Below are 24,955 nucleotides of genomic sequence, written 5' to 3'. Positions count from 1 at the left end.
CCGCAACAGCCCTCCGGAAGATCGACGGATGGATCGAAGACTATAATGAAATCCACCCACACTCAGCGCTGAAAATGGCCTCCCCAAGGGAGTTCATCAAAGCATTGTCTCAATAGCTGATCTGTCCGGCGAAATGGGGGGCACTCCAGTGTCCAGTTAGCGTGATTTATCGAGAGCGGATAATATCCGGTAACCCCGAGAGCATCTGTGCCTTGGGTACAATATCCGAGACTAACCCCGTTATCGGCGTTTTATCCTACGTAAACTTCGCGACCGCTGATGTTTGGATCAGTAGGCCTCGCCCTCGAACAAATCGACGACAGCAGTGTTTTCTGTCGTAGCTAGGGGTTCCGCTGCTCGTCGTCCATCTCCTCGTCCCAGACTTCACGCCAAATGAGAAAAGTCAGGAGCGGATTCTTGCGTATAAAGTCTCTCTTTACTTTATCCTTGCGTATTTCTCGCCATGACTGGGTTTGCATGTAGCTAATTGGGCCGAGGGGAAATAAGGCAATAATAAAGATCGACAGTATGTTACACAGATACCTGAGAACTCCATGCAGGTTTGCTACCCCGCCGCTTAGTAGCTGCACAACATACGCTCCTGCCAAGCAGACAAAGAACGCGACTAGACAGATCGTGTTCAGGCGTTTTGTCACGTCGTCCTCCGGCAAAACCCACACTCAGGTATGCGAATCACCACGCCCCGTGAAAAAGAGCGCACGCCCCAAGGGGCGAGTTGCAGCACTTGAAGGTGTTACCACTTCCCCCACATCGATCGAAGAGGCGCAACGCTACTTCTTCAAGATAGTTTCCCCTCTCGATATAGAAAAAATATAGAACTGGAGCACTCCGCAATCTGCGCCGACACGAAAGCCCGCCCAGCTCTTCGAGCCGGGCGGCTTTTGCGCTTTGTCGGCGCACTCCTCTTGCCGTTTGCCTGCCGATGCGCTCAATAGGCGCCGACGCCGGCTTTCCCTCACGTGCCGCGTCATCAAAATTCTCAGGATGACGGTAACAAATGCGTGGCCCCGTGCGTAGAGGATAGTGGCGGATGAAATATTCGGCCCGTGAAGAGGAATGGGCGGCCTGGATGCGCGCGGCAATCGCCGGCGACGCGCTGTCCTATGACCGGTTCCTGAAGGCCGTGACACCCTATCTGCGTTCGATTGCGCGCAGGCGCTGCGACCAGTTCGGTGCCCCGCCGAGTGAGGTGGAGGACGTGGTGCAGGAAGTGCTGCTGGCAGTTCACCTGAAGCGCGCGACCTGGGATACATCGAGGCCGATCGGCCCGTGGCTGTCGACCATCGTGCGCAACAAGCTGATCGACAGCCTGCGCCGGCGTGGCCGCCATGTCAGCGTGCCGATCGAGGATGTGATGGAAACGCTGGAGGCCGACCATCAGGAGGACGGCGCCGATCGCATCGATGTCGACCGCATGCTGGACGGTCTGCGCGACCCGCAGCGCGAAATCGTCCGGTCGATCTCGCTCGGCGGCGCCGGTATTAGGGAAACGGCCGAGAGACTACAGATGACGGAAGGCGCCGTGCGAGTGGCGCTGCACAGGGCGCTCAAAGGATTGGCGGCCCTCTATCGGAGCAACACGCGTGAAAACGGATGACCTGATCAACATGCTGGCAAAGGATGCGCGCGTCCGCCTCCGCTTCGGCCGCGTCTTCCTGATCGCGCTCGTGATCGGCGTTGTGATCTCCGCCGTCCTGCTCATCTCGACCATCGGCATCCGCAGAAACATGGCCGACATGATCGAGACCCCGCGCGTTCTCTTCAAACTCGGCATCACCCTTCTGCTCGCCGTCACCGCCACACGCCTCGCCTTCCGGATCGGCAAACCGGGCGTCTCGCTACGCTCCGCGGCGATGGCGCTTGTGCTGCCGCTGGCGGTCCTCGTCATCGGCATCGTCACCGAATTCTTCGTCGTGCCGCAGGCGGACTGGGGAAGCCGTATGGAGGGCCATTTCTCCGCCTTCTGCCTGTTCTTCGTGCCGACCCTTTCGATCGCCCCGCTTGCCGCCATCCTCTATTCGGTCCGCCAGGGTGCTCCGGAAAACCCGGGCACGGCCGGCGCGGTGGCAGGCCTTGCCGCCGGCGGCATTGCAGCCGCCATCTATGCCTGGCACTGCCCCGACGACAGCCCGCTGTTTCTGGCGACATGGTATTCGATCGGCATCCTGGTCGCGACGGCAGCCGGCTTCCTGCTGGGCCGAAAGATCCTTCGCTGGTGACGGCGCGACTTCGACATCAGCCGAGCCGGCGAGACAGCCGCAGAAATAGTCATCAGCGCCGGGAACTTTTGGCGTCGACCTCAGTCTGGCATGCGGACCGTACTGCGCGCTTCATCTGATTAGAACCATGCACCACAAGGCGCGTCGTGCGATCCGGCCTGTTATTTCCCAATAATTTGGCCCGCTTCGGCGGGCCTTTTTGTGCCTCGGCCGCCGGTAGCGATTGCGACACGCTTTAACGCGTCCGCTTTCCCGTCAGCGCCTGCCAGGCGAGCCGCAGCGTATCGAGGCGGGAGCGAATGCGCTCCTGTTGCGGGATGGCCAGCCGGTTGCGGAAATCGGCAAGCGCCTGGGCTTCAAGCCTGCTTCCCACTTTTTGCGGCAGATGCGGCACGGGTGCACCCGTCAGTCGGTCGATCACAGTCCAGTCGTCGTCGGTCCGACGCTCGATATCGTAGCGGTTCATAGCGGTCAGGATATCTCTGAATTAGAGGTGCGGAGGTCAAGAAAAGCGGCTTTCCCGTACACATGCAATCAGCAAAATGTGAGTGAACGTCAGAAAGTCCGTTCATGGTCAAAATTGCGTTGCCAAAGCCGTCGTCACGCGTTCGGTTTCGTGGTTCTCGTCTTGCCGAGACGCTTGCGAACCTTCGGGGGCCTGACCTTCAGTTGGGCCTGCGCATATTTCAAATCCAGGAGCGGCAGGGGACGGGCATTGATCGCGGCAATCTCGGCCTCAAGAGCGGCCAGTCCCACCATGATCTCATCGAACATTCTTGCTTCCATATGCCCATCCTCCGCTGCGGCTCATTTCCAGCCGCTACGGTAGCATCCGATAAAATGGCAGGCCAATGCCACATTGGAGCTAGCCCGAATGAACCTCGATTGCCGTCTTTTCGCCATCGCCGCGACATGCATTCATAGCAATACGGATTTAAGATGCTGCAAGCGTCGGAAAACCAGTCCCTGGAGGATAACCATGCACGAGATGACCCCATCGGAAATGCTGAAAGATCCGCTGATCCGCCAGATGCTTCGCGCCGACAAGATCAGCCTGGCAGCCTTTGCCGCCCTGCTCGACGCTGCCGTCCGTCAGCACGCCCGTCCCTCAAACGACGGCACCTTTGCGACGTCGAGGATGTCGGACGCCTGGACCGTCGATGCCGCGGCCTTTATCTGATCGACCGTTTTTTGCCGATGCCCGTCCGACTCCGGGCACCCCTGAGGCCCGCTCCAAGTGAGCGGGTCCTTTTTATTTGCGACGACGTGAGCCCCGGCTTACCTTCGCATTCCCCCTGGACCCCCGATTTGCTGGAATAGGTCGATGAAGGCGGCAGGCCCTCATGCACGCCTGCCGCCTCCCACCTCCGAGCGTCCGCCGCCCAGCGCTCAAGGAGGGAGGGCCACAATAGCCGGGCATTGTGGCCTTTAGGGGCAGTTGCCCGGAAGATATTCCCGGTGTCATCGGGCGGTAACATCACCCATCTGGAGCAGCCCGATCGCTTTCAGACATATGTCGTTGAAAGCGTTGGGGGAGATCGGACCGCGCCTGTGGATAAGCTGTGGAAACACTGTGGATCAGAGGCCGCATGCGGGCGCAGGTCCGGTGCCGGGCGTTGCCATTTCGTTCCAAATGCAGTCTTCTGATCAGGCCTGCCGTCGGCCTCCGCCGCACCTGAAGCCGACGCAGCCACAGGGCGCTCCGACATGAGTCGTGGAGCGCCCTTTCTTTTGCCGCGGCAAATAAGTCACGTGATCAACATTCACGCATTCCGCAATTCCGAATTTCATAATTCACGCGTATAGTGTGTTCGAGGGTCTCAATCTCCGTGCCTTGAGGGGTCGAGGACAATGAGCTGGAACACGTCATCGGCATTCGCGCCGGTCGGCCTGGTTTTGCGCGGTCGGGAGACGCACACTGTCGTGCGTACGCTCGGCGATGCCGCATACCTGCTGATCCGGGACTGGCCTTTCGATGATGGCGAGGAATATATGATCGCCGTCAAAGCCTGCATCGACGCCATCTGTGGAGACGTTGCCCCGGAACAATTCCGGGAGGCGTTTTTGCGCGCCGCAGACGAGGCTGGTATCGCCGCGTTGACCATCGTTCATTGATGGGCGTCCATTGATGGGCGTCCATTGAGGCAAAAGGCACAGACCGCATTGATTTTCTCGGAAAAACCGTCATCTGCTGCCGGCGGCGCGATGATGCGCGCAGGCTGAAACATCCGAGAAGCAATGAAGACAGCAGCAATCATCGGCGCAATCGCCTGCATGGCCCTCGCGGAGGTCGCAGTCGCCCAGTCGGATCTCAATGCCGCCCCGATCCAGCCGGATTACGTCGCCGCCATGCAGGCGCTCGACAAGGACGGCAAGCCGGTTGATCCGACTGTCACCATTATCCATCACGACGGCATGTTTCTGAGCGAGACGCTGCGCGACGACCGGGCCAGCATCGGCTTCGGACCGGACAGGGACAGCCCCGTCCTGCGCTGGAGCAGGCAGGCGGATGGCGAGGTGACCTTCCTGGAGCTTCTTCTTCTCTACCGCAAACCGGATACCGCGAAAGCCGAAACGCCTCAGGCGCTCGCCGAGGTTTCAACCGTTGCCGGCGAAAACTGCATGTGGCGCGAAACGGCGAGCAACCCGCCCTCATCAGGAACGTTCATTGCGCGCGAGCAGAACTGCATCACCGACGACGGCATTGTTATCGAAACAAAGCTGCTGACGCCGAACGACGCGCCCATCTATCACACCCGCCTCGCCAGACTGGACCGCCGCACCGTCGCTCCCGAAGAGATCTACCCGCCATCGGAGATCCTGACCCCGGAATTCTGGCTGAGACCGATCCGCAGCCACAGTACCGATCCTTCCCAGCCCGATTTCGACATCGCGCTGGAAAGCGTCGGCGGCTCGACGATCCGCTTGCTGCGGCATTATCCCTGGCACTTTTGGGAAAAGCGGGACCGTGGAGGCTCTGTTCGCATCAAGATCTGGAACATACTCGACGAGGCTCAGGGCATCTCCTATCAGCAGTCTGGCAGCTATCGCAGGCTCACGGCCGGACGTCTGGCAGCCGATGGCTCTACCTCTCTCAAATTCGATGAGACAACCGGAAAGGTCTCGCTCGGCAAGAGCGAAACCATCCTCGGCGAGACCTGCGAATGGTTTGATCTGATGCCGGGAGTTGACGATGCCGAAAACAGCGAGTGCCTCACAGGCGACGGGCTGCCGCTCAAGCTTGATATCAGCGGGATGAATCTGGCTTTCCCTTACACGGCCACATCATTCCGCCGCCGCCCTGTCGCTCTCTCGGAGATGCGCTTGCCAGCCGAAGCATTTTCGCTGGAAGAATGGGGATTGCCCGCGGTGCAGTGATGCCGATGCGGGATGTCCTCTTTTACGTCGTGCCGCGGGATATCCCCTATTGCTGCGTTGTAAAAAACCAACAAAGCAGCCTCTTCCCACACACACACACCCAATTTCCATGCGCCCGCTACAAATCGCCTTGCATCCCAGCGACAGCATAAAGACATAGGAAATACGCATACCCGGTGTCGCAATTAGCCCGGCACTTTCGTCTTAAGGCAGAACTCCTTCTTTCAGATATGGATATAGGAACGCCATGACCAGTGAACCTTTGCTTTCAGAGATTGAAGAACAGGCCGAATTGCCGGTCGAGGACCATAGCGCCCGCAACAGGCTGGTGATCGGCCTGCTGCTCGTCTCCGCCTTCGTGGTCATCCTCAACGAAACCATCATGGGTGTGGCGATCCCGCATCTGATGACGGATCTGAAGATTCCGGCGAGCTCCGCCCAGTGGCTGACCTCGGCCTTCATGCTGACCATGGCCGTCGTCATCCCCGTTACCGGCTATCTGCTGCAGCGGCTGAACACGCGGCCGGTCTTCATTCTCGCCATGTCGCTCTTTTCCGCCGGCACGCTGGTTTCCGCTCTCGCGCCCGGTTTCCAGGTACTGCTCGTCGGCCGCATCGTCCAGGCATCCGGCACGGCGATCATGATGCCGCTTCTGATGACCACGATCATGAACCTCGTGCCGCCGCATTCGCGCGGCAAGACGATGGGCAATATCTCGATCGTCATTTCCGTGGCGCCGGCAATCGGCCCGACGATATCAGGCCTCATCCTCTCCTCGCTCGACTGGCGCTGGCTCTTCCTGCTGGTGCTGCCGATCGCGCTGGCCGCCCTTGCCCTCGGCGCCTCGAAAATCGAGAACGTTACCGTCCCGTCAAAGGCGCCGCTCGATATCCTTTCTGTCGTGCTCTCGGCGATCGGCTTCGGCAGTTTCGTCTTCGGCGTCAGCGAACTCGGCGCCCCCGAAGCCGGCGTGACACCTCTCGATCCCCGCGTGATGCTCGTCGCTGGCGCCGCCGTCATCGCCATTTTCGTCTGGCGGCAGATCCATCTGCAGAAATACGAAAAGGCGCTGCTCGACCTGCGCACCCTGCAGACGACGACCTTCACCATTGCCGCGGGCATGATGGCGATCCTGATGATGTCGATGTTCGGCGTCTTTATCCTGCTGCCGATCTATCTGCTCTCGGTGCTCGGCCAGACGACGCTCACGACCGGTCTGCTGCTTCTGCCCGGCGGGCTGATCATGGGCCTCTGTGCCCCCTTCGTCGGCCGCCTCTTCGACCGCTATGGGCCTGCCCGCCTCGTCATCCCCGGCGCCATACTGTTTAGCGGCGTGATGTGGAGCCTGACCTTCATCTCCACGACGACCCCGGTCTGGGTGGTGCTCGCCATCCACATCGTCCTCAGCATCGGCCTTGCCCTGATGTTCACGCCGCTCTTCACCGTCAGCCTCGGCTCCCTGCCGCCGAAACTCTATTCCCACGGCAGCGCCATCATCGGCACCACCCAGCAGGTCGCCGGTGCCGCCGGCACCACGCTCTACGTCGCCATCATGACCTGGCGCGCCGGCATCCTGACTCAAGGTGAGGCAGATGCCGCTACGGCAACCGTTGGCGGCATGCAATCCGCCTTCTTCGTCGGCGCGCTGATTTCGCTGGCGGCCGTGGTGGCATCCTTTTACGTCCGCCGCCCGCCCGGCCGGCCCGAGGGACAGCCGATGGGCGGGCACTGAAGTCATTCACCGAAGCTGGAGCAATTCCGGCAAAACTGTCCGGCGGATTTGTGCCGGAAATTATGTGAAAACAAACAGATAGAGGGTTTCCTTAGTTCGGAGAAAACGGAAATCCTCTAGCGCGCGTAATAGCCGGGCTGATCGAGATCATCAATCAGGCCTCGGCACGTCGGCTGCCAGCCGAGCAACCAGCGTGTATGGGCGCTGGAGGCCGCCATGTTCGTCGCCGCCATATTGGCAAACCAGCCGAAATGTTCGCGGGGGCGAGACTCCACCGGCAGGCCGAGCTGGCGTCCGATCACCTCGGCGATCTCTCGGAACGGCACTGCCTCGTCGGCGACGGCATGATAGGCGGCTTCGGTCACCCCGCTTTCGAGCGCCAGCCGATAGAGGCGTGCGACATCCAGCCGGTGCACGCCCGACCAGCAATTCCTTCCGTCATCCGGATAGGCGGATACACCGGTCTCCCGGGCGATGCGCACGAGGATCGGGACGAAACCGTAATCACCGATACCGTGTACGCTGGGGGCAAGGCGCATCGTGGCCGCGCGTATCCCCTGCCCGGCAAGTGTGCGGGCGGCAACTTCCGATTTGCGAGGAGATGCCGGGTTCGGCAGATCCGCTTCCGTTGCACCGAGCGGAAAGCCCAGCAGACCTGATGTGACGATGAGCGGACGATCCGATCCGGCAAGCGCAGTTCCAAGCGCAAGGATTGCGCGCTCATCCTGTGCGGCATTGTCCAGAAACTTCGAGAAGTCATGGTTGAAGGCGGTGTGGATCACTGCATCAGCCTTGGCGGCCGTCTCGCCGAGAAGGTCGAGATCATCGAGCGAACCCGGCACGAGCCTTGCGCCGATGACCGCAATGGCCTTGGCTTTTTCGATCGAACGGACAAGCCCGCTGACCTTGTGACCGGCGCGGACCAGTTCCTCGACGATGGCGGTGCCGACCCAGCCGGTCGCACCCGTTACGAATATGTGCATTGCTGCGATCTCCATTGCGGGCGCCCAATCGGGCAGCCCGTGTTGACGTTAGGGTGTTGTGCGGGAAGTAGTCGAAGTCAGGCCACGCGCATCGACAGCTCGATGTCGTCGGCAAACGGCGTGGACATGTATCCACCTGCGGGCGAACGGACATGATCCAGATATTGGGGGCAGTAATCGGCATCGTCGGCAATGACGAGCGCACCGGGCCGAAGCCGGCCTTCGACCAATGCCAGCACTTCGGGATAAAGCGACTTCGCGCCATCGAGCAGAAGCAGGTCGATATTGTCAGGAAGATCGGTGCTCAATGTCTTGAGCGCATCGCCTTCCCGGATTTCGACGAGATCGGCAAGGCCGCCTTCGACGAGGTTCTGGCGAGCCCGCGCAACCTTCGAAACCTCGAATTCGCTGCTGATCAGCCGCCCGCCGCCATTGTCGCGGAGGGCCGCTGCAAGATAAAGCGTCGAAAGGCCGAAGGACGTACCGAACTCCACGATGGTCCTGGCATCGGTGCTACGCGCCAGTATGTAGAGCAGCTCTCCCGTCTGGCGGGAAACCGGCAGCCACAGGTCCTTCATGCGTCCGTAGAAATCGAGATATTCGGTCTTGCTGTGCATGAGCCGTTCCCGCTCGTCGCGGGAGAGCGCGGCCATGGCCGGGCTGGTGGCCTTGTCGGCCTCGGCAAACAGTTGATCGAGAAGCGGCGCGAGCGGTGCGCTTGCGAGGGTGTTCATCAGAGAAGTCCTTCATTTCGAGATGGCTTGCTTTCGAAATGAAAATACGAATAATCCGTCGCATTCGCTAATCGCATTTGCGGAACACCTCGATGGCCGATCGCCCAAGTCATGGAATTTCTTCGAGAAAATCGCCCAGACAGGCGCGCTCCAACGAGCTCGTAAACGCCATTCTACAAGCTGCTGTTCAGGTTTTGGCGCAGGAAGGCGCACAGCGTTTCACGACCGCCCGGGTGGCTGAAAGAGCGGGCGTCAGCGTCGGCTCGCTCTATCAATATTTCCCCAACAAGGCCGCCATCCTATTCCGGCTGCAGAGCGACGAATGGCGGCAGACCTCTCATTTGCTGGGCGAAGTCTTGAACGACACCGCCCGCCCGCCCCTCGACCGGCTGCGATCGCTCGTCCACACCTTCATCCGCTCCGAATGCGAGGAGGCAGCCGTCCGTGTGGCGTTGAACGACGCGGCACCTCTCTATCGCGACGCCCCCGAAGCCCAGGAGGCACGGCAGGCCGACGACCCCATTATCGAACAGTTCATGCGGGAAGCACTGCCCGATGCATCGGACGCAATCCGCACCATGGCCGGAGACCTGGTCACGACGACGATGAGCACGGTCGGAAAGGAATTTTCGGAAACAGCGCACAACGAGAGCGAGATCTCGGCCTTCGCAGACGCCATGGCCGACATGTTCTGCGCCTACCTCCGCAGCCTGGGCTGAGTGAGCCGCTCACCGGCTTAATGATATGTCACAACGGGCTCGAACATCCTTTGCAGAAAGGAGCGCTGCGCCGCCTGCGCATATTCCCGGGGAATGTGGTGCCCGCATTCGAAGACGTGGAGCATGACCGGCACTCCGGCATCCGACAGCGCATCCGAGAACCGTTCGGCCTGGACAACGGGAGCACGCTCATCGAGCCTTCCGTGCAGCAGCAAGGTTTCCGCCCGGATTTTCGGTGCGTGATGCAGGGCCGAGCGGGCCAGGAAGGCTTCGCTCGACAGGCCCGCTTCCTGCTCGATCGCCCGCCGCAAACCTTCCCAACTGGCCTCATAGGCAGCTTTGAGATCGTAGACCCCGCTGCGCAGAATGACGGCTCTGAGATCGGGAACCTGGGCTGCGACCATGGCCGAGGCGACCGCTCCCCGGCTGTTGCCGTAGAGGAGGATGCGGCCAGGATCGACGCAAGGCTGTTCCCGCAGGAAGGAGAGCGCGGCCAGGATCGCCTGCTGGGTGTTGGGGCCGCAGAAATCCGCCGGTCCATCCGAAGCCCCGAAGCCCGGCTGCGAGACCGCCGCCGCGGTGACATTCAAACCGGAACAGAACCGAAGCAAGGCGCCTGTATCGACGGCCTCTTTCGCGCCAATGAGACGGCCGCCCTGATTGCCGTGGACGAACAGGATGGCTCCTGCAGGCGTTTTGCTCTCAGGCTGAGCTTGAAAAAGCTCCACACTTGCCCCGTCGCCTCTGTCGATGAGATGTCGTGTCACATCAGGCATTTTCACCCTCGAGTTCCAGCAATAACGTGCAATGAAACTCGCATGTGCGGACAGGCAAGTCTCCTATAAATTTCTGCGGAATTTGTCGGTGCGATGTACCCTTCTTCGTCCTTAGGCCGAGATCCGGCCCTACTGGCCGGATCGCCAAGAGGAGAGACAAACATGAGAAAGATCATCGCCTCGACATTCGTCAGCCTCGACGGTGTCATGCAGGCACCCGGCGGCCCTGAAGAGGATCCCGTCAATGGTTTCAGGTTCGGCGGCTGGGTATTCCACTACTGGGACGACACGCTGGGCGGCGTGATCGGCGAGCTCTTCGCAAAGCCCTTTGCGCTGCTGCTCGGCCGCAGGACCTACGACATCTTCGCCGCCTACTGGCCCTATCAGAAGGATCCGATCGCCGACGCCTTCAATCCAGCAACCAAATATGTCGCGACGCACCGGCCTGAAACCCTCACCTGGCAGAATTCGCAGGCGCTCGGACCTGACGTCATCGCGGCACTACAAAAAATCAAACAGGAGAACGGGCCGGACCTGCTCATCCAGGGATCGGGCAATCTCATCCAGACCCTGCTTGCCAACGACCTGATCGACGAAATGACGGTGCTGACCTTCCCGCTGCTGCTCGGCAAGGGCAAGCGGCTGTTTGCCGACGGCGCAGCAACGCCGGGCGCCCTCAAGCTCATCCGATCGCTTGTATCGAGCACGGGCGTCATCGTCGCGACCTATGAGCGGAACGGCGAAGTCCAGGCAGGCTCATTCGTGTCTGATCAACCGTCCGAGGCCGAGCTCGAACGCCGCCGGAACTGGCAATAGCCGTGCTGTCATGGTCGCCGCGGCCTCCGGCGGCGGGACCCAAGCTTATGCCGATTCCGCCGCCGTCATAATGATGCCGCTGCCTGCCCGGTATCCAGGCCGCTCGGTGCTGCCGAAAAAGTGATTTCCTTCCAACGGCTTCTGTCCTCTATGGGCTTGCCAGAAACGCTTTACGCCCATCTTCTGCCCGAATGTTGGCGTTCTAGTCAGGCTTCACCCTAGACGGGCTGCCCATGCGGACTGAATACGCGCCACGACAGTATTTTTTATCAGGTTTCGAGGACATCAGAATGCCACTGAGAACATCTTCCCGCTGGATCGCACCGCTTGCCGGCCTGCTGGTGCTCTCGGGAAGTGCAATTGCCGTGCGCGCCGAGCCGCAGCCGGCACCGCCGGTCACACAGGCCAGCCCAAGAATCGGCTACACGGTCCCCGCCCGCCGGCCGGCCCATATTTCCAGGCAGGATACGAGCTCCTCGCTGTCAGCACTCTTTGATTCCGCCAGCGGCAATCAGGCCAAGGTGTTGAACGAAATGGGCGGACTGTCGGTCTCGATGAACAATGACATCGCCGATGCGATCGAAGCCTATTACGCCCAGCCGAAGGCAAAGCTCATCTGGATCGATGGCAGGGGGCCCACCCCCAAGGCAGCACAGGCGCTCAGCCTTCTGAAACAGGCCGACGACTGGGGATTGAATGCCGGCGACTATGCCGTTGCCCCTCCTCAGAGATCGGACGCGAAGGCGCTGGCCGAGTTCGAAGTCTCCCTCTCGGCCAAGATGCTGATGTTCCTTCAGGACAATTTCCGGGGCCGCATCGATCCCAACAAGCTGTCGAACTATTATGATTTCAAGCGCAAGCCGGTCGATCTGAAGGGCACGATCGCCCAGCTCTCGGCCACGCCTGATCTGATGGTGGTCTTCGACCGCCTGCTGCCGAGCAACCCGAAATTCGCCCAGCTCGCCGCCGAGCTGCACTATCTGCGCACCTCTGGCCAGGGCGGCGATAGCGCCGCCAACATCAACAAGGTGATCGTGGCGATGGAGGAAATGCGCTGGCTGCCGCAGGAATTCCCGGAGCGCTACGTCTTCATCAACCAGCCGGCCTACATGGCCTACTATTATGAAAACAGCACGCTGACGCTGTCGATGAAGGCCGTGATCGGCCAGCAGGACCACCAGACGAATTTCTTCGACGCCTCGATCAAGACGGTCCAATTCAACCCCGACTGGGGCGTGCCGCAATCGATCATCCGCAACGAGATGCTGCCGCACCTGAAGCGCGACCCCGCTTATCTGGACAAGGAAGGTTATGTGGTCTCGGTCAAGGGCAAGACGATGCCGTCCGCCAAGGTCGACTGGTCGCAGCCGCTCGAAAATATCGGCGTCGTCCAGCCGCCCGGAGCGGACAATGCGCTCGGCCAGCTGAAAATCCTCTTCCCGAATTCGCACGATATCTACATGCACGACACCCCTGCCCGCGGCAAATTCGCCTCGCAGGACCGCATGTTCAGCCATGGATGCGTGCGCCTGGAAAACCCGAAGGCGATGGCAGCCGCAGTCCTGAAAACGTCGGTCGAGTTCGTCGATCAGCAGATCGCCGACGGCGCCAAGAAGGATATGCCGGTTCCGGAACAGGTTCCGGTCTATGTCTCCTATTTCACCGCATGGCCGACCGACGATGGCGTCATCCACTATTTCGACGACATCTATGGCCGCGATGCGGAAACGCTGACGGCAATTTCGGCGACGACCGCAAGCCGCGCTCGATCGTAAATCGGCCGGGGCTATGCAGCCCCCGCATCCTCCATCGCCCTGTCTATCGGTCCTCCGCCGCCACCAGATATGTGCGCTTTACACATATTTGTTGACGGCGTTTTCCGCTCCTGATATATGTGCATTATACACATAATGGAGCGGATATGGCACAGGAAATCTCAACCGGCGCACGGATGTGCGGTGCCGGCGCGGCAGAACCGCGCCTGGCGATCAGGCCGATGGACACGATCATCCGGAGTGGCTCCGATGGCCGCTAGGCTCACGACACGCAGCTGGGCGACACCGCTGACGATCGGCTCCTTCCTGCTAATGGCAGGTACGGGCGTCATGATGTTCTTCGAGTGGGAACGAGGCCTGATGACCGTCGTTCACCAATGGTTTTCCTGGTTCTTCGTGGCAGGCGCCATCGGTCACATCGTCGCGAACATCAAGCCCTTCAAGTCGCATCTGAAGGCACGATGGGGCCGCTACAGCATTGCCGTTTTCATGATCGTGCTTATCGCCTCCGTCTTCAGCTGGGGGCAGATCACCGGGCCGCAGCTGGAGCGGCCGATCGAACAGGCGCTGATCTATGCCCCGCTCTCGGCCCTTGCTGATGTCACCGGGCAGTCATATGCAGAGCTCATCGCAAAGCTCCGGGAAAAGGGCATAGAGGCCGAGGCACATCAATCCGTCGCAGACCTCGCCCGCCTGCACGACATCGATGAGAACCGCGCGCTCGCAATAATCTTCGGCGTCGATGGATAGGCCTTGATCTTACCGCTTATTGCCGACGGCACCCTCACCTGTGCGGCGCCCGGAAACTGTGGCATAACTAGCCGATGGCGATACATGTCTTGGCAGTCCATCGTGATACTGTCGGGACGGAACAGGCGGCAGGCGGTTCGCTTGCAGGGGCCTATTCCGTGGGCGTGCTCTGCTGGCTCCTGTCGGCCGGCATCTATATCGCTGCCAAATGGGTCTCCACGGAAATGCCGCCCTGGGCGCTCTGCTTCTGGCGCGTGCTCATCGCCTTCGCGATCCTGCTGCCGATCGTGCGCCACCATTTTTCCGAGATGCTCGCACTGGTCCGGGCGCGCGGCCTGGAACTGCTTTTCATCGGCGGCATGGGACTGGCCGTCTGTCAGGGCCTGATCTTCGTCGGCCTCGAACATGCCGATGCCACCACCGCCGGCATCATCATCGCGCTGATCCCGATTATCACCATGATCCTCGCCCGCCTGATGCTGGCAGAGCCGATGGGAAGCTGGCAGGTCGCCGGCTCGATCCTCGCCTTCCTCGGCATCGTCGTCATCATCGTTAAGGGCAGTCCGGCAGCACTTCTGCGCCTCGACCTCAATCCCGGCGAACTCTGGATCGTCGCCGGCGCCTTCTGCTTCAGCCTCTACACCGTGCTGCTGCGCCGGGCGAAATTCGATCTGAACCGCCTTGCCCTGCTTGTCCTGCTGCTCGGCGCCGCCGCACTGACCGCACTGCCCTTCTATCTCTACGAACTCGCCTCCGACGAACGCACGACGCTGAATACGAGCGGCCTCATAGCGCTCGCCTATGTCGCGATCCCCGGCGGCGCGCTCATGTATTATCTCTTCAATCGCAGCATCGAGGCTCTTGGAGCCGCCCGCGCCGGCGTGCTCCTCTACGTCCAGACGATCTTCATCGCCGTACTCGCTTACCTGATACTCGGCGAGAAGCTGCAGACCTATCACCTCGAAGGTGCGGCCCTCATCATCGCCGGGCTGTTGCTGATCATCCTGCTGAAACCGAAGGCGAAGACCGCAGCCGCCTAACGCGGCGGGCAAAGAAACCTCAGCTCTTCACGTCAGCCCCATAACGCAGCCCATCCACCAGCAGCGCGATCATCCGCCGGGTCTTGGCCGGATCATCCCCTTGCCCGAGATTGGAAAGCTGTGCGCCGGCGCGGATGAGTTCACTCGCCTCGACATCGCCGCGCGCTGCTCCCGCTGCAACGGCTCTATCCAGCAGGCCCTGCAATGCCGGGATCATGCGCTGATCGAAATAGACCGGCAGCGCCTGATAGGCCGGGTCGCCGGAATGCAGCGCTGCAGCAAGGCCGCGCTTGGCCATGATGAAATCAGCAAAACGCTGCATCCACAGCGAGAGCGCCTCGCCCGGCTCATGCTCGGCGGCAAGCGTCACTGCCGCATCGGCGCAGGCATCCACCTCGTTGCGCATGACCGCCTTGATGAGATCCGAGCGCTGCGGAAAATGGCGATAGACAGTGCCGACGCCGACACCTGCTTTTTCCGCAATTTCACGCACCGGCGCATCCACGCCCGAGGTCGCAAACACCGCCAGGGCAGCTTTCAGCAGCAGATCGAGGTTGCGCCGCGCATCCGCGCGCACCGGCCTTTCATGGCCGCTATTAGCCTCGCGCGCCTCGCCCGGGCTGTCGGTCCCGTCAGTCACATCAACACCTCTTGCAAAACGGAACATTGTTCCGTATAAACGGAACCGCGTTCCGGATGCGCCCTTATACCCTGTTTTCCAGGACTTTGCCAACAGCAAAGCCTGTCCGTCAGGGCTTTTGCCAGATTCAAAACCTGCCCTTATGGGCAGCGCAGGTTCAAGCCTGCCCTCGCGGGCAGCTCAGATTAAAAGAGGAAACGAAGATGCAATACCGTCCCCTTGGCCGCACCGGCATCAAGGTCAGCCCCTATTGCCTTGGCGCCATGATGTTCGGCGCCATCGGCAATGCCGATCACGACGATTCCATCCGCATCATTCACAAGGCACTCGATACCGGCATCAACTTCATCGATACCGCCGACATGTATAGCCATGGCGAATCCGAGGAGATCGTCGGCAAGGCGCTGAAAGGCCGGCGCGACAACATCGTGCTCGCCACCAAATGCTTCATCCCGATGGGTCAGGATCCGAACCAGCAGGGCAGCTCGCGCCGCTGGATCTACCGCGCCGTCGAAGATTCGCTGCGCCGCCTGCAGACCGATTATATCGACCTCTTCCAGATGCACCGCCCCGCCCCCGATACCGATATCGAGGAAACGCTGTCGGCCCTGACCGACCTGATGCGCGAAGGCAAGATCCGCGCCATCGGCTCCTCCACCTTCCCCGCCTCCGATATCGTCGAGGCACAATGGGTGGCCGAAAAGCGCGGCCTCGCCCGCTTCCGCACCGAGCAGCCGCCCTACTCCATCCTCCATCGCGGCATCGAACGCGAGGTCCTGCCGACGCTCGAACGTTACGGCATGGGCGCGCTGGTCTGGAGCCCGCTTGCCATGGGCATGCTCACCGGCCGTTACCGCCGTGGCGCTGCCCAGCCGGACAGCACCCGCGTTGCCTATTTCCCCAAGCAGATGTCGAATGAAAACAGCCTCGATGCCGTCGAGCAGCTCATCCCGCTCGCTGAAGGTGCAGGCATCTCGCTCACCCATATGGCGCTTGCCTTCGTCATCGCCCATCCGGGTGTCACTTCGGCGATCCTTGGGCCGCGCACCATGGAACAGCTCGATGATCTCCTGGCCGGCGCGCAAGTCCGTCTGAGCGACGAACTGCTCGATGCCATCGACGCAATCGTACCATCCGGCACCGAAACCGGTCCACTGGAAGCCAACTACAAGACCCCGGCGATCCAGACCGCGAGCTTGCGCCGCCGTCCGCCCGCCGAACGCGCCGCCGCTTGATCGACAAAGCAGCCTCCGAAGGCTCCGCTATGCCAGCGGAGCCTTCGGCACGACGGCGGATCAACGCTCTTCGGCAGGCAATTGCTGCAGCCTGCGCTGCGCTTCCTCCACCTCGATGGCGAGCTCGTCCAGAAACTCGTCCCACATATCGAGCGCCCTCAAGCCCTCACGCGTGCGAAAAAGATAGTCGGCCGAACTGCCGATGCTGCCCGAAGCCGTTGCAAGCCGTTGAATAGTCGCCTCGCGGGAAAGCCCGCCGGCATAGGTATTTGCGAGCGGGTTCATGGTGAAAGTGATGCCGCTTCCAAAGCGGATACCCCCTTCATCGAGAAGGTCGACCCACCGAGGAATATAGGCCTCGGCCACCATCTCCCGCCGCCACAGCAGCTCGAGTTCGTGCAGAAGATCCTCTTCCTGCAGCCGCAGCGCGACGCCATCGCAGGCTCCGCCCGCATCAAGGCCGAGCACGAGACCTGGATTGTCGGGCGAACCCCGACCGGACGTTGTGGCAAGGCAAAAGGAGCGGCGCCAGCCTTCGATACGGGCTTTCCGGCTTTCGACGCTGAGAATGATCGGATTCCAGATCAGCGAACCATAGGCGAAAATCCAGACATCGCCCGCCGGCCGCTCCGCAAGTATCGATGCGAGAGATGCCTGTCGCTCCTCGTCGCTGAGAAGTTTGAGCGACGGCGCCTCTCCGGCAATCAGGTTTGCGAATGTGCCGCTCAGCAGCAGCTCGCGCGACAGGATTTCCTCGCCACAGCAGGCGATCGCATCTGAGCTTCTATTGTTGATGGTCATGACGCCCCCATTCTCGGCCATGCATATCAGCAATGGCCCTGTTTCGCCGCCATCATCCACGGCTAGCGCGCCGGATAAAGCCTGCCAGCGCAGACACAGTGTCTCCGCAGCCGCAACAATCGACGCATCATCATCCCTCTTTCCGCCACGGAAATGAGCACCACATCGTTTGAAACACACCCTAGGAAATGGGAGCCCGACATGAGCGAAATTGGCCGTCTGCTTGGCGCCGGTAAGGAAGCGGAAGTCTATGAACATGGCAGGCTGGCCCTGAAGCTCTACAGGCCCGGTCGCCCAAAGGCCCCGGCCTTCCGCGAGGCCGCCAATCTGGCGATCGTCGAACGGCTCTCCCTGCCCGCGCCCAGGGTCCACGTCGTCGGCGACTATCACGGGCGCTGGGGCCTGCTGATGGATCGCGCAATCGGCACAAGCCTTGCCGACGAGATGTTGCCGGAGCCGCCGCTGTCAGCCATCAAGGAGATGGCAGCACTCCACCAGTGCCTGCACCGCGAGCCCGGCACCGGCCTTCCCTCATTGAAATCAAGACTGTCGGCAAATATCGAGCGCGCCGAACCTCTGACACCGGACCTGCGCGACCGGTTGCTTCTGGCGCTTGCCGCCCTGCCAGATGACGACAGGGTCTGCCACGGCGACTTCCATCCCTGGAATATCCTGGGCTCCGGTGACGACGCCATGATCGTCGACTGGCTGGACGCCTGCAGCGGCAATCCGGCCGCCGATGTCTGCCGCACCTATCTCCTGATGCGTCGTGTACTTCCGGCGATCGCCGAAGCCTATGTCGTCACCTATGCGAAGGCGGCCGAACTGACACCGGACGAAATCTTCACCTGGCTGCCGGTCATCGCCGCCGCCCGGCTTGCGGAGGATGTGCCCGAAGAAAACGAGGATCTGCTGCATCTTGCAGCACTCGCTCCCGCGGAAGCATAGGCTGGATGCCCCTCACAGACGACTTGGCGTCAGGCCGGTGAGGAATGTCTCGAAATCATCCGCGACATGGCCGATCTGTTCCCACCCATAGCCCCGATCGCCGAAGGTCTTCGCCTTTATGACGATGTAGAGAATGCGGCCATAGCTCTGCGCATTGAGGTCCAGCAGGCAATGCCCGTAGCCGGCGTCGAAGGTGAGCGGGTAGAGTGCCGCGGGCAGCCGCGGACCGGAATTTCCATAGAGCGGGTCCATGTAGCGCTGCCGCGCTTCGATCATGGTGCGTGGATCGGCAACCACGCCGACATCCACCCTCTTTCGCTTGCCGTTCGGGAACGTGGCTTTCGTCTGGAAGCTGAAGACCGTTTTGCTGTTGAACTGCCGCCCGCCGTAGCGCTGCCAGTATTGTTTGAGCGCATCCGGCAACGCCACACCCTCTGAATGTTCGAAGCCCTCGACCTCCTGCGGTGCTACCGGCTCCTCCGGCCGGCCCCATTCATCCGGCGCTTCGAGAAAACGGTAGATTGCTGCATTGGCGACATCCATTCCGCGTCCGGCCTCCTCATGCCGTTGTAGACGGCATGGGAGATAAGGCGGGAAGGCGCGTTGCAAAGCCCCTGCCCGTTTCAGACGCCCGTCTGACAGGACTGCTGATTTCAGTTTCGAAATATTCGTATTCAGTTGCGAATAATTCTCAATTATGCTTTGCTAATGCAAGTGATTAGCAATTGCATTTCAGTCGGCCTCTAGAATCGTTGGTGCGGTCGTGTCCAAGACAAAGGGAATCGATGAAATGACGAGGGACGAGATCGAGCAGCTGCTGCATAAGCTCAGCGACACGCTCCATCTTTCCTCACCGTTCGCCAGCCGGCAAGGTGGCAGCCTCTCGCAGGCGATGGAAAACCTTGCTGATCTGCTGCAGAATTACGAGACCATTTCCGGCGATCCGGACGAAGTCGCAAACCGCATCGCCGAAGCGATCAAGATGGTCGGACAGGCCCGATTTAGCCGCCCCGACGAAGGCACAGTCCACTAAGCAAGGCCAAAAAGCCCTGCTGCCGCTGTTGGTTCACGCAGCACAGGCCTCGCAGGTGCCGCGGATTTCGATCGTCGTCTTCGCCGGCTTGAATTTTTGGCTGCGCACCCAGCCCATCAGGCGGTGATCCACCTCATGGTCGTGGAACTCGATCACCTGGCCGCAGCTTTCGCAGATCGCGAAAGCGACGATGCCATGGCTGTGGCAGTCCTCGCCGGGATGGGCGCAGGCGACGAAGGAGTTGATGCTCTCGAGCCGATGCACCACGCCGAATTCGAGCAGCTTTTCCAGCGCCCGGTAAACCTGCAGAGGCGCGCGGAAACCCTGGTCGCGCAGCTTGTCGAGGATCGTATAGGCGCTGAGCGGTCCCTCGGCCTTTTCGAGCACATCGAAAACGAGTGACTGGTTGCGGGTGAGTTGAGGTGCGTTCATGAGCCTTGTCCTTGCAGGTCCCTGCGCCCGCGCCAGGCGGGAAGCAGGCTCAGAATGAAGAGAATGAGAGCGGCGACGACAATCGACGGCCCGGATGGCGTGTCATAAGTCAGCGAGCCAAAGAGCCCGCCGACGACTGCGACTGCGCCGATCAGCGAGGCGAGAACCGCCATCCGTTCCGGTGTCGAGGAGAAGCGCCGCGCCGCTGCCGCCGGAATAATCAGCAGCGAGGTGATCAGCATGATGCCGACGATCTTCATGGCAATGGCGATGACGACGGCCATCAGCAGCATGAAGAACAGCCGCGCCCGCTCCGGCTGCAGGCCCTCGGCCTCCGCCAGTTCCGGATTGACGGTGGCTGCAAGCAACGGCCGCCACAGCCAGGCGATCGCCACTAGCACCAGAATGCCGCCGCCCCAGATCATCGCGATATCCGTGGTTGAGACTGCCAGGATATCGCCGAACAGGAAGGCGATGAGATCGATGCGCACCCATGTCATGAAGGCGACCATGACGAGGCCGATCGCCAGCGTCGCATGTGAGAGAATGCCGAGCAGCGCATCGGCCGACAGCGCCTGCCGCTTCTGCAGGAGGAGCAGCAGGATCGAGACGGCAGCGGCGACGACGAAGACGGCCAGTGTCAGGTTGAAATCGAAGAGCAGCGACAGTGCGACGCCAAGCAGCGCCGAATGGGCAATCGTATCGCCAAAATAGGCCATGCGCCGCCAGATGATGAAGCAGCCCAGCGGCCCTGTTGTCAGCGCCAGGCCGACGCCGGCCAGGATCGCGCGCACGAAGAAATCGTCAAGCATGGCGGCCCTCCCCGCTCTGGGAGTGGGAATGGGCGTGAGCATGGGCCTCGGCATGCGCATGCCCGTCGTGATGGTCGTGAGCATGGTCATGCCCGTGCTCATGATGATGGCCATCGTCCGGGTGGCAATGGTCCGTTACCGAACCGTCCTCATGCAGAACGCGCCCGTCGGGCAGATGCGTATGATCGTGGTGATGGCTGTAGACTGCAAGCGTCGGCGCCGCGCGGCTGCCGAAGAGGCGCACATATTCCGGGCTCTGGCTCACCGCCTGCGGCGTGCCGCGGCAGCAGACATGGCCGTTGAGGCAGATGACGGTATCCGTCTCCGCCATGACGACATGCAGGTCGTGCGAGATCAGCAGGATACCGCAGCCGGTGGTATTGCGGATCGACTTGATAAGTTCGTAGAGCGCGATCTCGCCGGCGAAATCCACACCCTGCACGGGCTCGTCGAGAACGAGCAGATCGGGCTTGCGGGCAATGGCGCGTGCCATCAGCGCACGCTGGAATTCGCCGCCCGACAGATGCTGTACCTGTGCATCCAGCATATGCGCCATGCCTGATGCTTCGAGTGCCACCATGATATCGGCCTCGGGCAGAGGCCCGGTCAGCGTCATCAGCCGGCGCACCGAAAGCGGCAGCGTCCAGTCCACAGCAAGCTTCTGCGGCACATAACCGACCTTGAGGCCGGCCTTTTTCGTCACCCTGCCCTCATCCGGCTTCAAAACGCCGATCGCAGCCTTGGCGCTGGTCGATTTGCCGGAGCCGTTCGGGCCGATCAGCGTAACGATTTCGCCGCGCGACACGGAGAAATCCACACCGCGCACCAGCCAGCGACCGCCGCGGCGAATGCCGACATTGTCGAGCGAAACCAGCGGTTCGGCCCGGATACTTGCGGCGTTACCAACGGGGTTATCTGCGGGAGAGAGCATCAATTTTTCCGAAAGTGCTGTTGCGTCCTGCTATTGCACACGTTATAGCATAACGCAATTGATGTAATAACATTACAACTGCAATTCAAGCGGAGCATGCTGATGAAACTGGCGATGGGCCTTACCCTCGCAATCCCGGCTTTCCTTTTTGCCGGGTCCCTCCAGGCTGCTGAGGCGCCCGTCGTCGTCACCTCGATCAAGCCGATCCATTCGCTGGTTTCGGCCATCATGCAGGGCGTCGGCAAACCGGAACTGATCGTCGATGGCGCCGCCTCTCCGCACACCTATAATCTGAAGCCTTCCAACGCCCGCGCTTTGCAGGCAGCCAAGGTGATCTTCTGGGTCGGCCCCGGCCTCGAAGCCTTCCTCGAAAAGCCGCTGGAATCGCTGGGTTCCGACGCCATCGTCGCCCGGCTCGACAATGCGCCGGGTCTGGTGAAGCTGCCTTTCCGCGAAGGCGGCGCTTTTGAAGCGCATGATGACGGCGACGAGGATAGTGCTTCCGCCGATGAACATGCTGAAGCTGGTCACGATCATGCCGAAGCAGACCATGACCACGACCACGGCGCCTTCGACACCCATCTCTGGCTCGATCCGGTCAACGCCAAGGCGATGGCCACCGAGATCACCACCACGCTGGTTGCCGCCGACCCCGCCAATGCGCTGACCTACGAGGCCAATGCCAAGGAGCTGGATGACAAGCTCGACGCGCTCGACAAGGAAATCGCCGCAACCGTGTCGCCGGTGAAGGACAAGCCCTTCATCGTCTTCCACGATGCCTACCAATATTTCGAGCATCGCTACCATATCCGCGTCGCCGGCTCGATCACCGTCAGTCCCGAGACCATACCGGGTGCGGAGCGCGTCTCGGAGATCCACAAGAAGGTCGGCGATCTCGGCGCAACCTGCGTCTTCGCAGAGCCGCAGTTCGAACCGCGCCTCGTCGATGTCGTCATCGAAGGCACCAGGGCGAAATCAGGCGTGCTGGACCCGGAAGCCGCCACCCTGCCCGCCGGCCCCGATCTCTACTTCACCCTCATGCGTGGCATCGCCGACAGCATGAAGAACTGCCTCGCCAGCGCATAAGCGGAGGATCGGCAAGGCGTCGGCACTGCTTGAACAATCACGGGGCGTTACCAGCGCATCCCGTCGGACTTGCAGCCCTCCCGCGAGGTCTGCGGCGAAAGAAGGCGGCGACACCCCCGTTCCGCCTTTTTTTGTGAGTGCATCTGTTACGTTATAACATAATAGGATGATATTATGGACAAGAGACTTCCCGTCACCGTGCTCTCGGGCTTCCTCGGCGCCGGCAAGACCACGCTGCTCAATCATGTGCTCGGGAATCGCGAGGGCATGCGCGTCGCCGTCATCGTCAACGACATGAGCGAGGTGAATATCGACGCGGCACTTGTGCGCGATGGCGGCGCCAATCTCTCTCGCACAGACGAGCAACTGGTGGAAATGACCAACGGCTGCATCTGCTGCACGCTGCGTGACGACCTGCTCAAGGAGGTGCGCCAGCTTGCCGACCAGGGCCGCTTCGATTACCTGCTGATCGAATCCACAGGCATTGCCGAGCCCCTGCCCGTTGCCACCACCTTCGAATTCCGCGACGAAAATGGAAGAAGCCTCTCGGATGTCGCCCGCCTCGACACGATGGTGACCGTGGTCGACGCCGCCAACCTGCTTGCCGATTACGCCTCCGTCGATTTCCTCGCCGATCGCGGCGAAACATCAGGCGATGGTGACAACAGAACCATCGTCGACCTCCTGGTCGAACAGATCGAATTCGCCGATATCGTCGTGTTGAACAAGATCGGCACGGCGAGCGAAGACCAGCGCGATGCGGCCAGAAAGATCATCACCGGCCTCAACCCGGATGCCCGCATCATCGAAACCGACTTCGGCAAGGTGGCGCTGAAGGATGTGCTCGGCACCAACAGCTTCGATATCGACAAGGCCGAGACCCATCCGCTCTGGTACAAGGAACTGCATGGCTTCAAGGACCATGTGCCGGAAACCGAGGAATACGGCATCCGCTCCTTCGTCTACCGCGAAAGGCGCCCCTTCCATCCTGGGAAATTGCAGGCCTTCCTCGACCGCACCTGGCCGGGTGTGGTGCGCGCCAAAGGCTTCTTCTGGCTGGCGACCCGCCCGCACCATGTCGGCGAAATCAGCCAGGCCGGCGCCCTCGTCCGCACCGGCAAGATGGGCCTCTGGTGGTCCGCCGTGCCGCGCGAACAATGGCCGGAGGAGCCGGCCTTCATGCGCGGCATCGGCCCCTATCTCGACCCCATCTGGGGCGACCGCCGCCAGGAAATCGTCTTCATCGGCGCCAACCCGATGGACGAGGCCTGGATCACGCGGGAGCTCGACGCATGTCTGGTGGAAAGCAAAACATTCACGCCTGAGCGCTGGCGCAACCTGCCTGATCCCTTCATCAGCTGGAACCGGCAGGCGGCATGAAGGCGGCGGCAATCAGACCCTATCGATGCCTGTGCATCGAATGCGAGCCCCTGCCCCCAATCCAGGGCTTGCATCCGCTGACCTATGGAGATCAGGCCGACGGTGAGACGCGAAAACCGAGAGGAATTCTTGCTTTCATCACCGAACGCGTGATGCCGTCGCGACGGCGAGACTAGGTGTGTCACACATAGGCCCTTCGGCATGCCGGAGGGCCACAGCGCTAAAGATGAATTATGATGCAGATCTATCTTCTGATTGTTTTTTCATCACCCTGAATGCAATAAATGGGCACGGAGGCACGAAGCTCGGCCCTTCGCCGCCCAATCCCCGGCAGCCACAGAGCTCCGCGACAATTCCCCAACTGGCACATGGCTTGCACCGGCTTTAGCAGAAACCACCGGGTCCACCATGCCACCTATCCTGACTGACCTTCTGCTCGCAGTCACCCTCGCCCTCAGCCTGCGGCGCTTCATTCTTCCTTATGTTGTGGAAGATGACGTCCTGCGGGCTTCAGCGCCGGTGACGATGGTGGCGAGCGCCGTGTTTCTTGCCGCACTCGCCCTCACCTGCTCGGACAAGACATTCTGGAGCGCGACCATCACGCTTTCAGGCGGAGCGCTGATGGCCTTCTTCTTCGATGACAGATGGCCGAAGCTCGCCATCACCGCTGCGGCGGCCTGCCTGCTTGCCTATCTCGGCATGCGCTGATTGTCT

General features: G+C 61.1%; 30 protein-coding genes. 19 read left to right on the top strand and 11 right to left on the bottom strand.

Annotated elements, in window-relative coordinates; all coding sequences use genetic code 11:
* The 3 genes from AC1DUP_RS03905 to AC1DUP_RS03895 form a co-directional block, all read left to right on the top strand.
* Nucleotides 1-116: integrase core domain-containing protein (locus tag AC1DUP_RS03905; protein ID WP_477832141.1), on the top strand; the 116-nt coding region annotated here is incomplete at its 5' end.
* 935 nt (nt 117-1,051) lie between these two features.
* Nucleotides 1,052-1,618 carry a sigma-70 family RNA polymerase sigma factor gene (locus tag AC1DUP_RS03900; RefSeq protein ID WP_115034505.1) on the top strand — a complete coding sequence of 189 codons (567 nt, stop codon included), beginning with the start codon at nt 1,052-1,054 and terminating at the stop codon, nt 1,616-1,618.
* A complete protein-coding gene (locus tag AC1DUP_RS03895) occupies nt 1,605-2,240 on the top strand; it encodes an NrsF family protein (protein ID WP_477832128.1) in 636 nt (211 codons plus the stop codon). Before AC1DUP_RS03900 ends, AC1DUP_RS03895 begins: the two co-directional genes overlap by 14 nt.
* Nucleotides 2,241-2,475: 235 nt before the next feature.
* Here AC1DUP_RS03895 and AC1DUP_RS03890 read toward each other — a convergent pair whose 3' ends face one another.
* Together AC1DUP_RS03890 and AC1DUP_RS03885 are read right to left on the bottom strand one after the other, a co-directional pair.
* Entirely contained in the window at nt 2,476-2,706 is a 231-nt protein-coding gene (locus AC1DUP_RS03890) for a hypothetical protein (RefSeq protein WP_113299298.1), read from the bottom strand.
* Between the two features lie 134 nt (nt 2,707-2,840).
* Nucleotides 2,841-3,026, bottom strand: coding sequence for a hypothetical protein (locus AC1DUP_RS03885; RefSeq protein ID WP_477832127.1), 186 nt, complete (start codon nt 3,024-3,026; stop codon nt 2,841-2,843).
* Between the two features lie 193 nt (nt 3,027-3,219).
* Between AC1DUP_RS03885 and AC1DUP_RS03880 the strand changes: the two genes are divergently transcribed.
* The 4 genes from AC1DUP_RS03880 (at nt 3,220) to AC1DUP_RS03865 (ending at nt 7,350) form a co-directional block, all read left to right on the top strand.
* Nucleotides 3,220-3,420 carry a hypothetical protein gene (locus tag AC1DUP_RS03880; RefSeq protein WP_113311085.1) on the top strand — a complete coding sequence of 67 codons (201 nt, stop codon included), beginning with the start codon at nt 3,220-3,222 and terminating at the stop codon, nt 3,418-3,420.
* A 671-nt stretch (nt 3,421-4,091) separates the two neighbouring features.
* The gene (locus tag AC1DUP_RS03875; RefSeq protein ID WP_113299301.1) at nt 4,092-4,355 is read left to right on the top strand and encodes a DUF982 domain-containing protein; all 264 of its coding nucleotides are present in this window, start codon (nt 4,092-4,094) and stop codon (nt 4,353-4,355) included.
* Nucleotides 4,356-4,478: 123 nt separating this feature from the next.
* A complete protein-coding gene (locus AC1DUP_RS03870) occupies nt 4,479-5,618 on the top strand; it encodes a hypothetical protein (RefSeq protein ID WP_477832126.1) in 1,140 nt (379 codons plus the stop codon).
* Between the two features lie 247 nt (nt 5,619-5,865).
* A complete protein-coding gene (locus AC1DUP_RS03865; RefSeq protein WP_477832125.1) occupies nt 5,866-7,350 on the top strand; it encodes a DHA2 family efflux MFS transporter permease subunit in 1,485 nt (494 codons plus the stop codon).
* Between the two features lie 116 nt (nt 7,351-7,466).
* Here the strand turns inward: AC1DUP_RS03865 and AC1DUP_RS03860 are convergent, their stop codons facing one another.
* Both AC1DUP_RS03860 and AC1DUP_RS03855 read right to left on the bottom strand, forming a co-directional pair.
* Nucleotides 7,467-8,333, bottom strand: a complete 867-nt coding sequence (locus tag AC1DUP_RS03860) for an SDR family oxidoreductase (protein WP_115034501.1) — start codon at nt 8,331-8,333, stop codon at nt 7,467-7,469.
* A 77-nt stretch (nt 8,334-8,410) separates the two neighbouring features.
* Complete coding sequence (locus AC1DUP_RS03855; RefSeq protein WP_477832124.1) at nt 8,411-9,067, bottom strand: O-methyltransferase; 657 nt, start codon at nt 9,065-9,067, stop codon at nt 8,411-8,413.
* A 92-nt stretch (nt 9,068-9,159) separates the two neighbouring features.
* Here AC1DUP_RS03855 and AC1DUP_RS03850 point away from each other — a divergent pair, with 92 nt between their 5' ends.
* Nucleotides 9,160-9,786 (top strand): TetR/AcrR family transcriptional regulator, encoded by a 627-nt coding sequence (locus tag AC1DUP_RS03850; protein WP_113311089.1) that lies wholly within the window; start codon nt 9,160-9,162, stop codon nt 9,784-9,786.
* 17 nt (nt 9,787-9,803) lie between these two features.
* On the opposite strand, the gene AC1DUP_RS03845 is transcribed toward AC1DUP_RS03850, so the two are convergent.
* Nucleotides 9,804-10,562: an alpha/beta hydrolase family protein gene (locus AC1DUP_RS03845; protein ID WP_477832123.1), complete on the bottom strand. Its 759-nt coding sequence runs from the start codon at nt 10,560-10,562 to the stop codon at nt 9,804-9,806.
* A 162-nt stretch (nt 10,563-10,724) separates the two neighbouring features.
* Here AC1DUP_RS03845 and AC1DUP_RS03840 point away from each other — a divergent pair, with 162 nt between their 5' ends.
* From AC1DUP_RS03840 to AC1DUP_RS03825, 4 genes are all read left to right on the top strand, one after another.
* The gene (locus AC1DUP_RS03840; RefSeq protein WP_477832122.1) at nt 10,725-11,378 is read left to right on the top strand and encodes a dihydrofolate reductase family protein; all 654 of its coding nucleotides are present in this window, start codon (nt 10,725-10,727) and stop codon (nt 11,376-11,378) included.
* Between the two features lie 290 nt (nt 11,379-11,668).
* A complete protein-coding gene (locus AC1DUP_RS03835; protein WP_113299309.1) occupies nt 11,669-13,153 on the top strand; it encodes a L,D-transpeptidase family protein in 1,485 nt (494 codons plus the stop codon).
* A gap of 249 nt (nt 13,154-13,402) precedes the next feature.
* Nucleotides 13,403-13,903, top strand: a complete 501-nt coding sequence (locus AC1DUP_RS03830; protein WP_162748604.1) for a DUF4405 domain-containing protein — start codon at nt 13,403-13,405, stop codon at nt 13,901-13,903.
* A gap of 74 nt (nt 13,904-13,977) precedes the next feature.
* Nucleotides 13,978-14,943 (top strand): DMT family transporter, encoded by a 966-nt coding sequence (locus AC1DUP_RS03825; protein ID WP_113311094.1) that lies wholly within the window; start codon nt 13,978-13,980, stop codon nt 14,941-14,943.
* A gap of 19 nt (nt 14,944-14,962) precedes the next feature.
* Here the strand turns inward: AC1DUP_RS03825 and AC1DUP_RS03820 are convergent, their stop codons facing one another.
* Entirely contained in the window at nt 14,963-15,583 is a 621-nt protein-coding gene (locus AC1DUP_RS03820) for a TetR/AcrR family transcriptional regulator (RefSeq protein ID WP_477832121.1), read from the bottom strand.
* A gap of 203 nt (nt 15,584-15,786) precedes the next feature.
* Here AC1DUP_RS03820 and AC1DUP_RS03815 point away from each other — a divergent pair, with 203 nt between their 5' ends.
* On the top strand, nt 15,787-16,818 hold the full coding sequence (locus AC1DUP_RS03815) for an aldo/keto reductase (RefSeq protein ID WP_113299312.1): 1,032 nt from the start codon (nt 15,787-15,789) through the stop codon (nt 16,816-16,818).
* A 60-nt stretch (nt 16,819-16,878) separates the two neighbouring features.
* Here the strand turns inward: AC1DUP_RS03815 and AC1DUP_RS03810 are convergent, their stop codons facing one another.
* Nucleotides 16,879-17,619: a gamma-glutamylcyclotransferase gene (locus tag AC1DUP_RS03810; protein WP_477832120.1), complete on the bottom strand. Its 741-nt coding sequence runs from the start codon at nt 17,617-17,619 to the stop codon at nt 16,879-16,881.
* A 201-nt stretch (nt 17,620-17,820) separates the two neighbouring features.
* Between AC1DUP_RS03810 and AC1DUP_RS03805 the strand changes: the two genes are divergently transcribed.
* On the top strand, nt 17,821-18,567 hold the full coding sequence (locus AC1DUP_RS03805) for a phosphotransferase family protein (RefSeq protein WP_477832119.1): 747 nt from the start codon (nt 17,821-17,823) through the stop codon (nt 18,565-18,567).
* Between the two features lie 12 nt (nt 18,568-18,579).
* On the opposite strand, the gene AC1DUP_RS03800 is transcribed toward AC1DUP_RS03805, so the two are convergent.
* On the bottom strand, nt 18,580-19,110 hold the full coding sequence (locus AC1DUP_RS03800) for an SMI1/KNR4 family protein (RefSeq protein ID WP_115034493.1): 531 nt from the start codon (nt 19,108-19,110) through the stop codon (nt 18,580-18,582).
* 247 nt (nt 19,111-19,357) lie between these two features.
* Here AC1DUP_RS03800 and AC1DUP_RS03795 point away from each other — a divergent pair, with 247 nt between their 5' ends.
* The gene (locus AC1DUP_RS03795) at nt 19,358-19,600 is read left to right on the top strand and encodes a hypothetical protein (RefSeq protein ID WP_113299315.1); all 243 of its coding nucleotides are present in this window, start codon (nt 19,358-19,360) and stop codon (nt 19,598-19,600) included.
* A 33-nt stretch (nt 19,601-19,633) separates the two neighbouring features.
* On the opposite strand, the gene AC1DUP_RS03790 is transcribed toward AC1DUP_RS03795, so the two are convergent.
* Genes AC1DUP_RS03790 through AC1DUP_RS03780 form a run of 3 tightly spaced genes read right to left on the bottom strand, consistent with a single transcriptional unit; the run spans nt 19,634 to nt 21,775 of the window.
* A complete protein-coding gene (locus tag AC1DUP_RS03790) occupies nt 19,634-20,032 on the bottom strand; it encodes a Fur family transcriptional regulator (RefSeq protein WP_113299316.1) in 399 nt (132 codons plus the stop codon).
* Nucleotides 20,029-20,844 carry a zinc ABC transporter permease subunit ZnuB gene (gene znuB / locus AC1DUP_RS03785; RefSeq protein WP_113506828.1) on the bottom strand — a complete coding sequence of 272 codons (816 nt, stop codon included), beginning with the start codon at nt 20,842-20,844 and terminating at the stop codon, nt 20,029-20,031. Before znuB ends, AC1DUP_RS03790 begins: the two co-directional genes overlap by 4 nt.
* Nucleotides 20,837-21,775: a metal ABC transporter ATP-binding protein gene (locus tag AC1DUP_RS03780; protein WP_113299318.1), complete on the bottom strand. Its 939-nt coding sequence runs from the start codon at nt 21,773-21,775 to the stop codon at nt 20,837-20,839. The genes znuB and AC1DUP_RS03780 overlap by 8 nt, the downstream gene beginning before the upstream one ends.
* A gap of 102 nt (nt 21,776-21,877) precedes the next feature.
* Here AC1DUP_RS03780 and AC1DUP_RS03775 point away from each other — a divergent pair, with 102 nt between their 5' ends.
* From AC1DUP_RS03775 to AC1DUP_RS03760, 4 genes are all read left to right on the top strand, one after another.
* Nucleotides 21,878-22,861, top strand: a complete 984-nt coding sequence (locus AC1DUP_RS03775; protein WP_113506829.1) for a zinc ABC transporter substrate-binding protein — start codon at nt 21,878-21,880, stop codon at nt 22,859-22,861.
* A 174-nt stretch (nt 22,862-23,035) separates the two neighbouring features.
* Nucleotides 23,036-24,241 carry a zinc metallochaperone GTPase ZigA gene (gene zigA, locus AC1DUP_RS03770; RefSeq protein ID WP_113311100.1) on the top strand — a complete coding sequence of 402 codons (1,206 nt, stop codon included), beginning with the start codon at nt 23,036-23,038 and terminating at the stop codon, nt 24,239-24,241.
* Nucleotides 24,238-24,417, top strand: a complete 180-nt coding sequence (locus AC1DUP_RS03765; protein WP_113311101.1) for a hypothetical protein — start codon at nt 24,238-24,240, stop codon at nt 24,415-24,417. Before zigA ends, AC1DUP_RS03765 begins: the two co-directional genes overlap by 4 nt.
* A gap of 232 nt (nt 24,418-24,649) precedes the next feature.
* On the top strand, nt 24,650-24,949 hold the full coding sequence (locus AC1DUP_RS03760) for a hypothetical protein (RefSeq protein WP_113299322.1): 300 nt from the start codon (nt 24,650-24,652) through the stop codon (nt 24,947-24,949).
* Nucleotides 24,950-24,955: the final 6 nt, after the last annotated feature.

The organism is Rhizobium sp. 01L419, from assembly GCF_056400025.1.
Note: the sequence above shows the minus strand (reverse complement) of the source record. Positions and strands in the feature narration are given on the sequence as shown.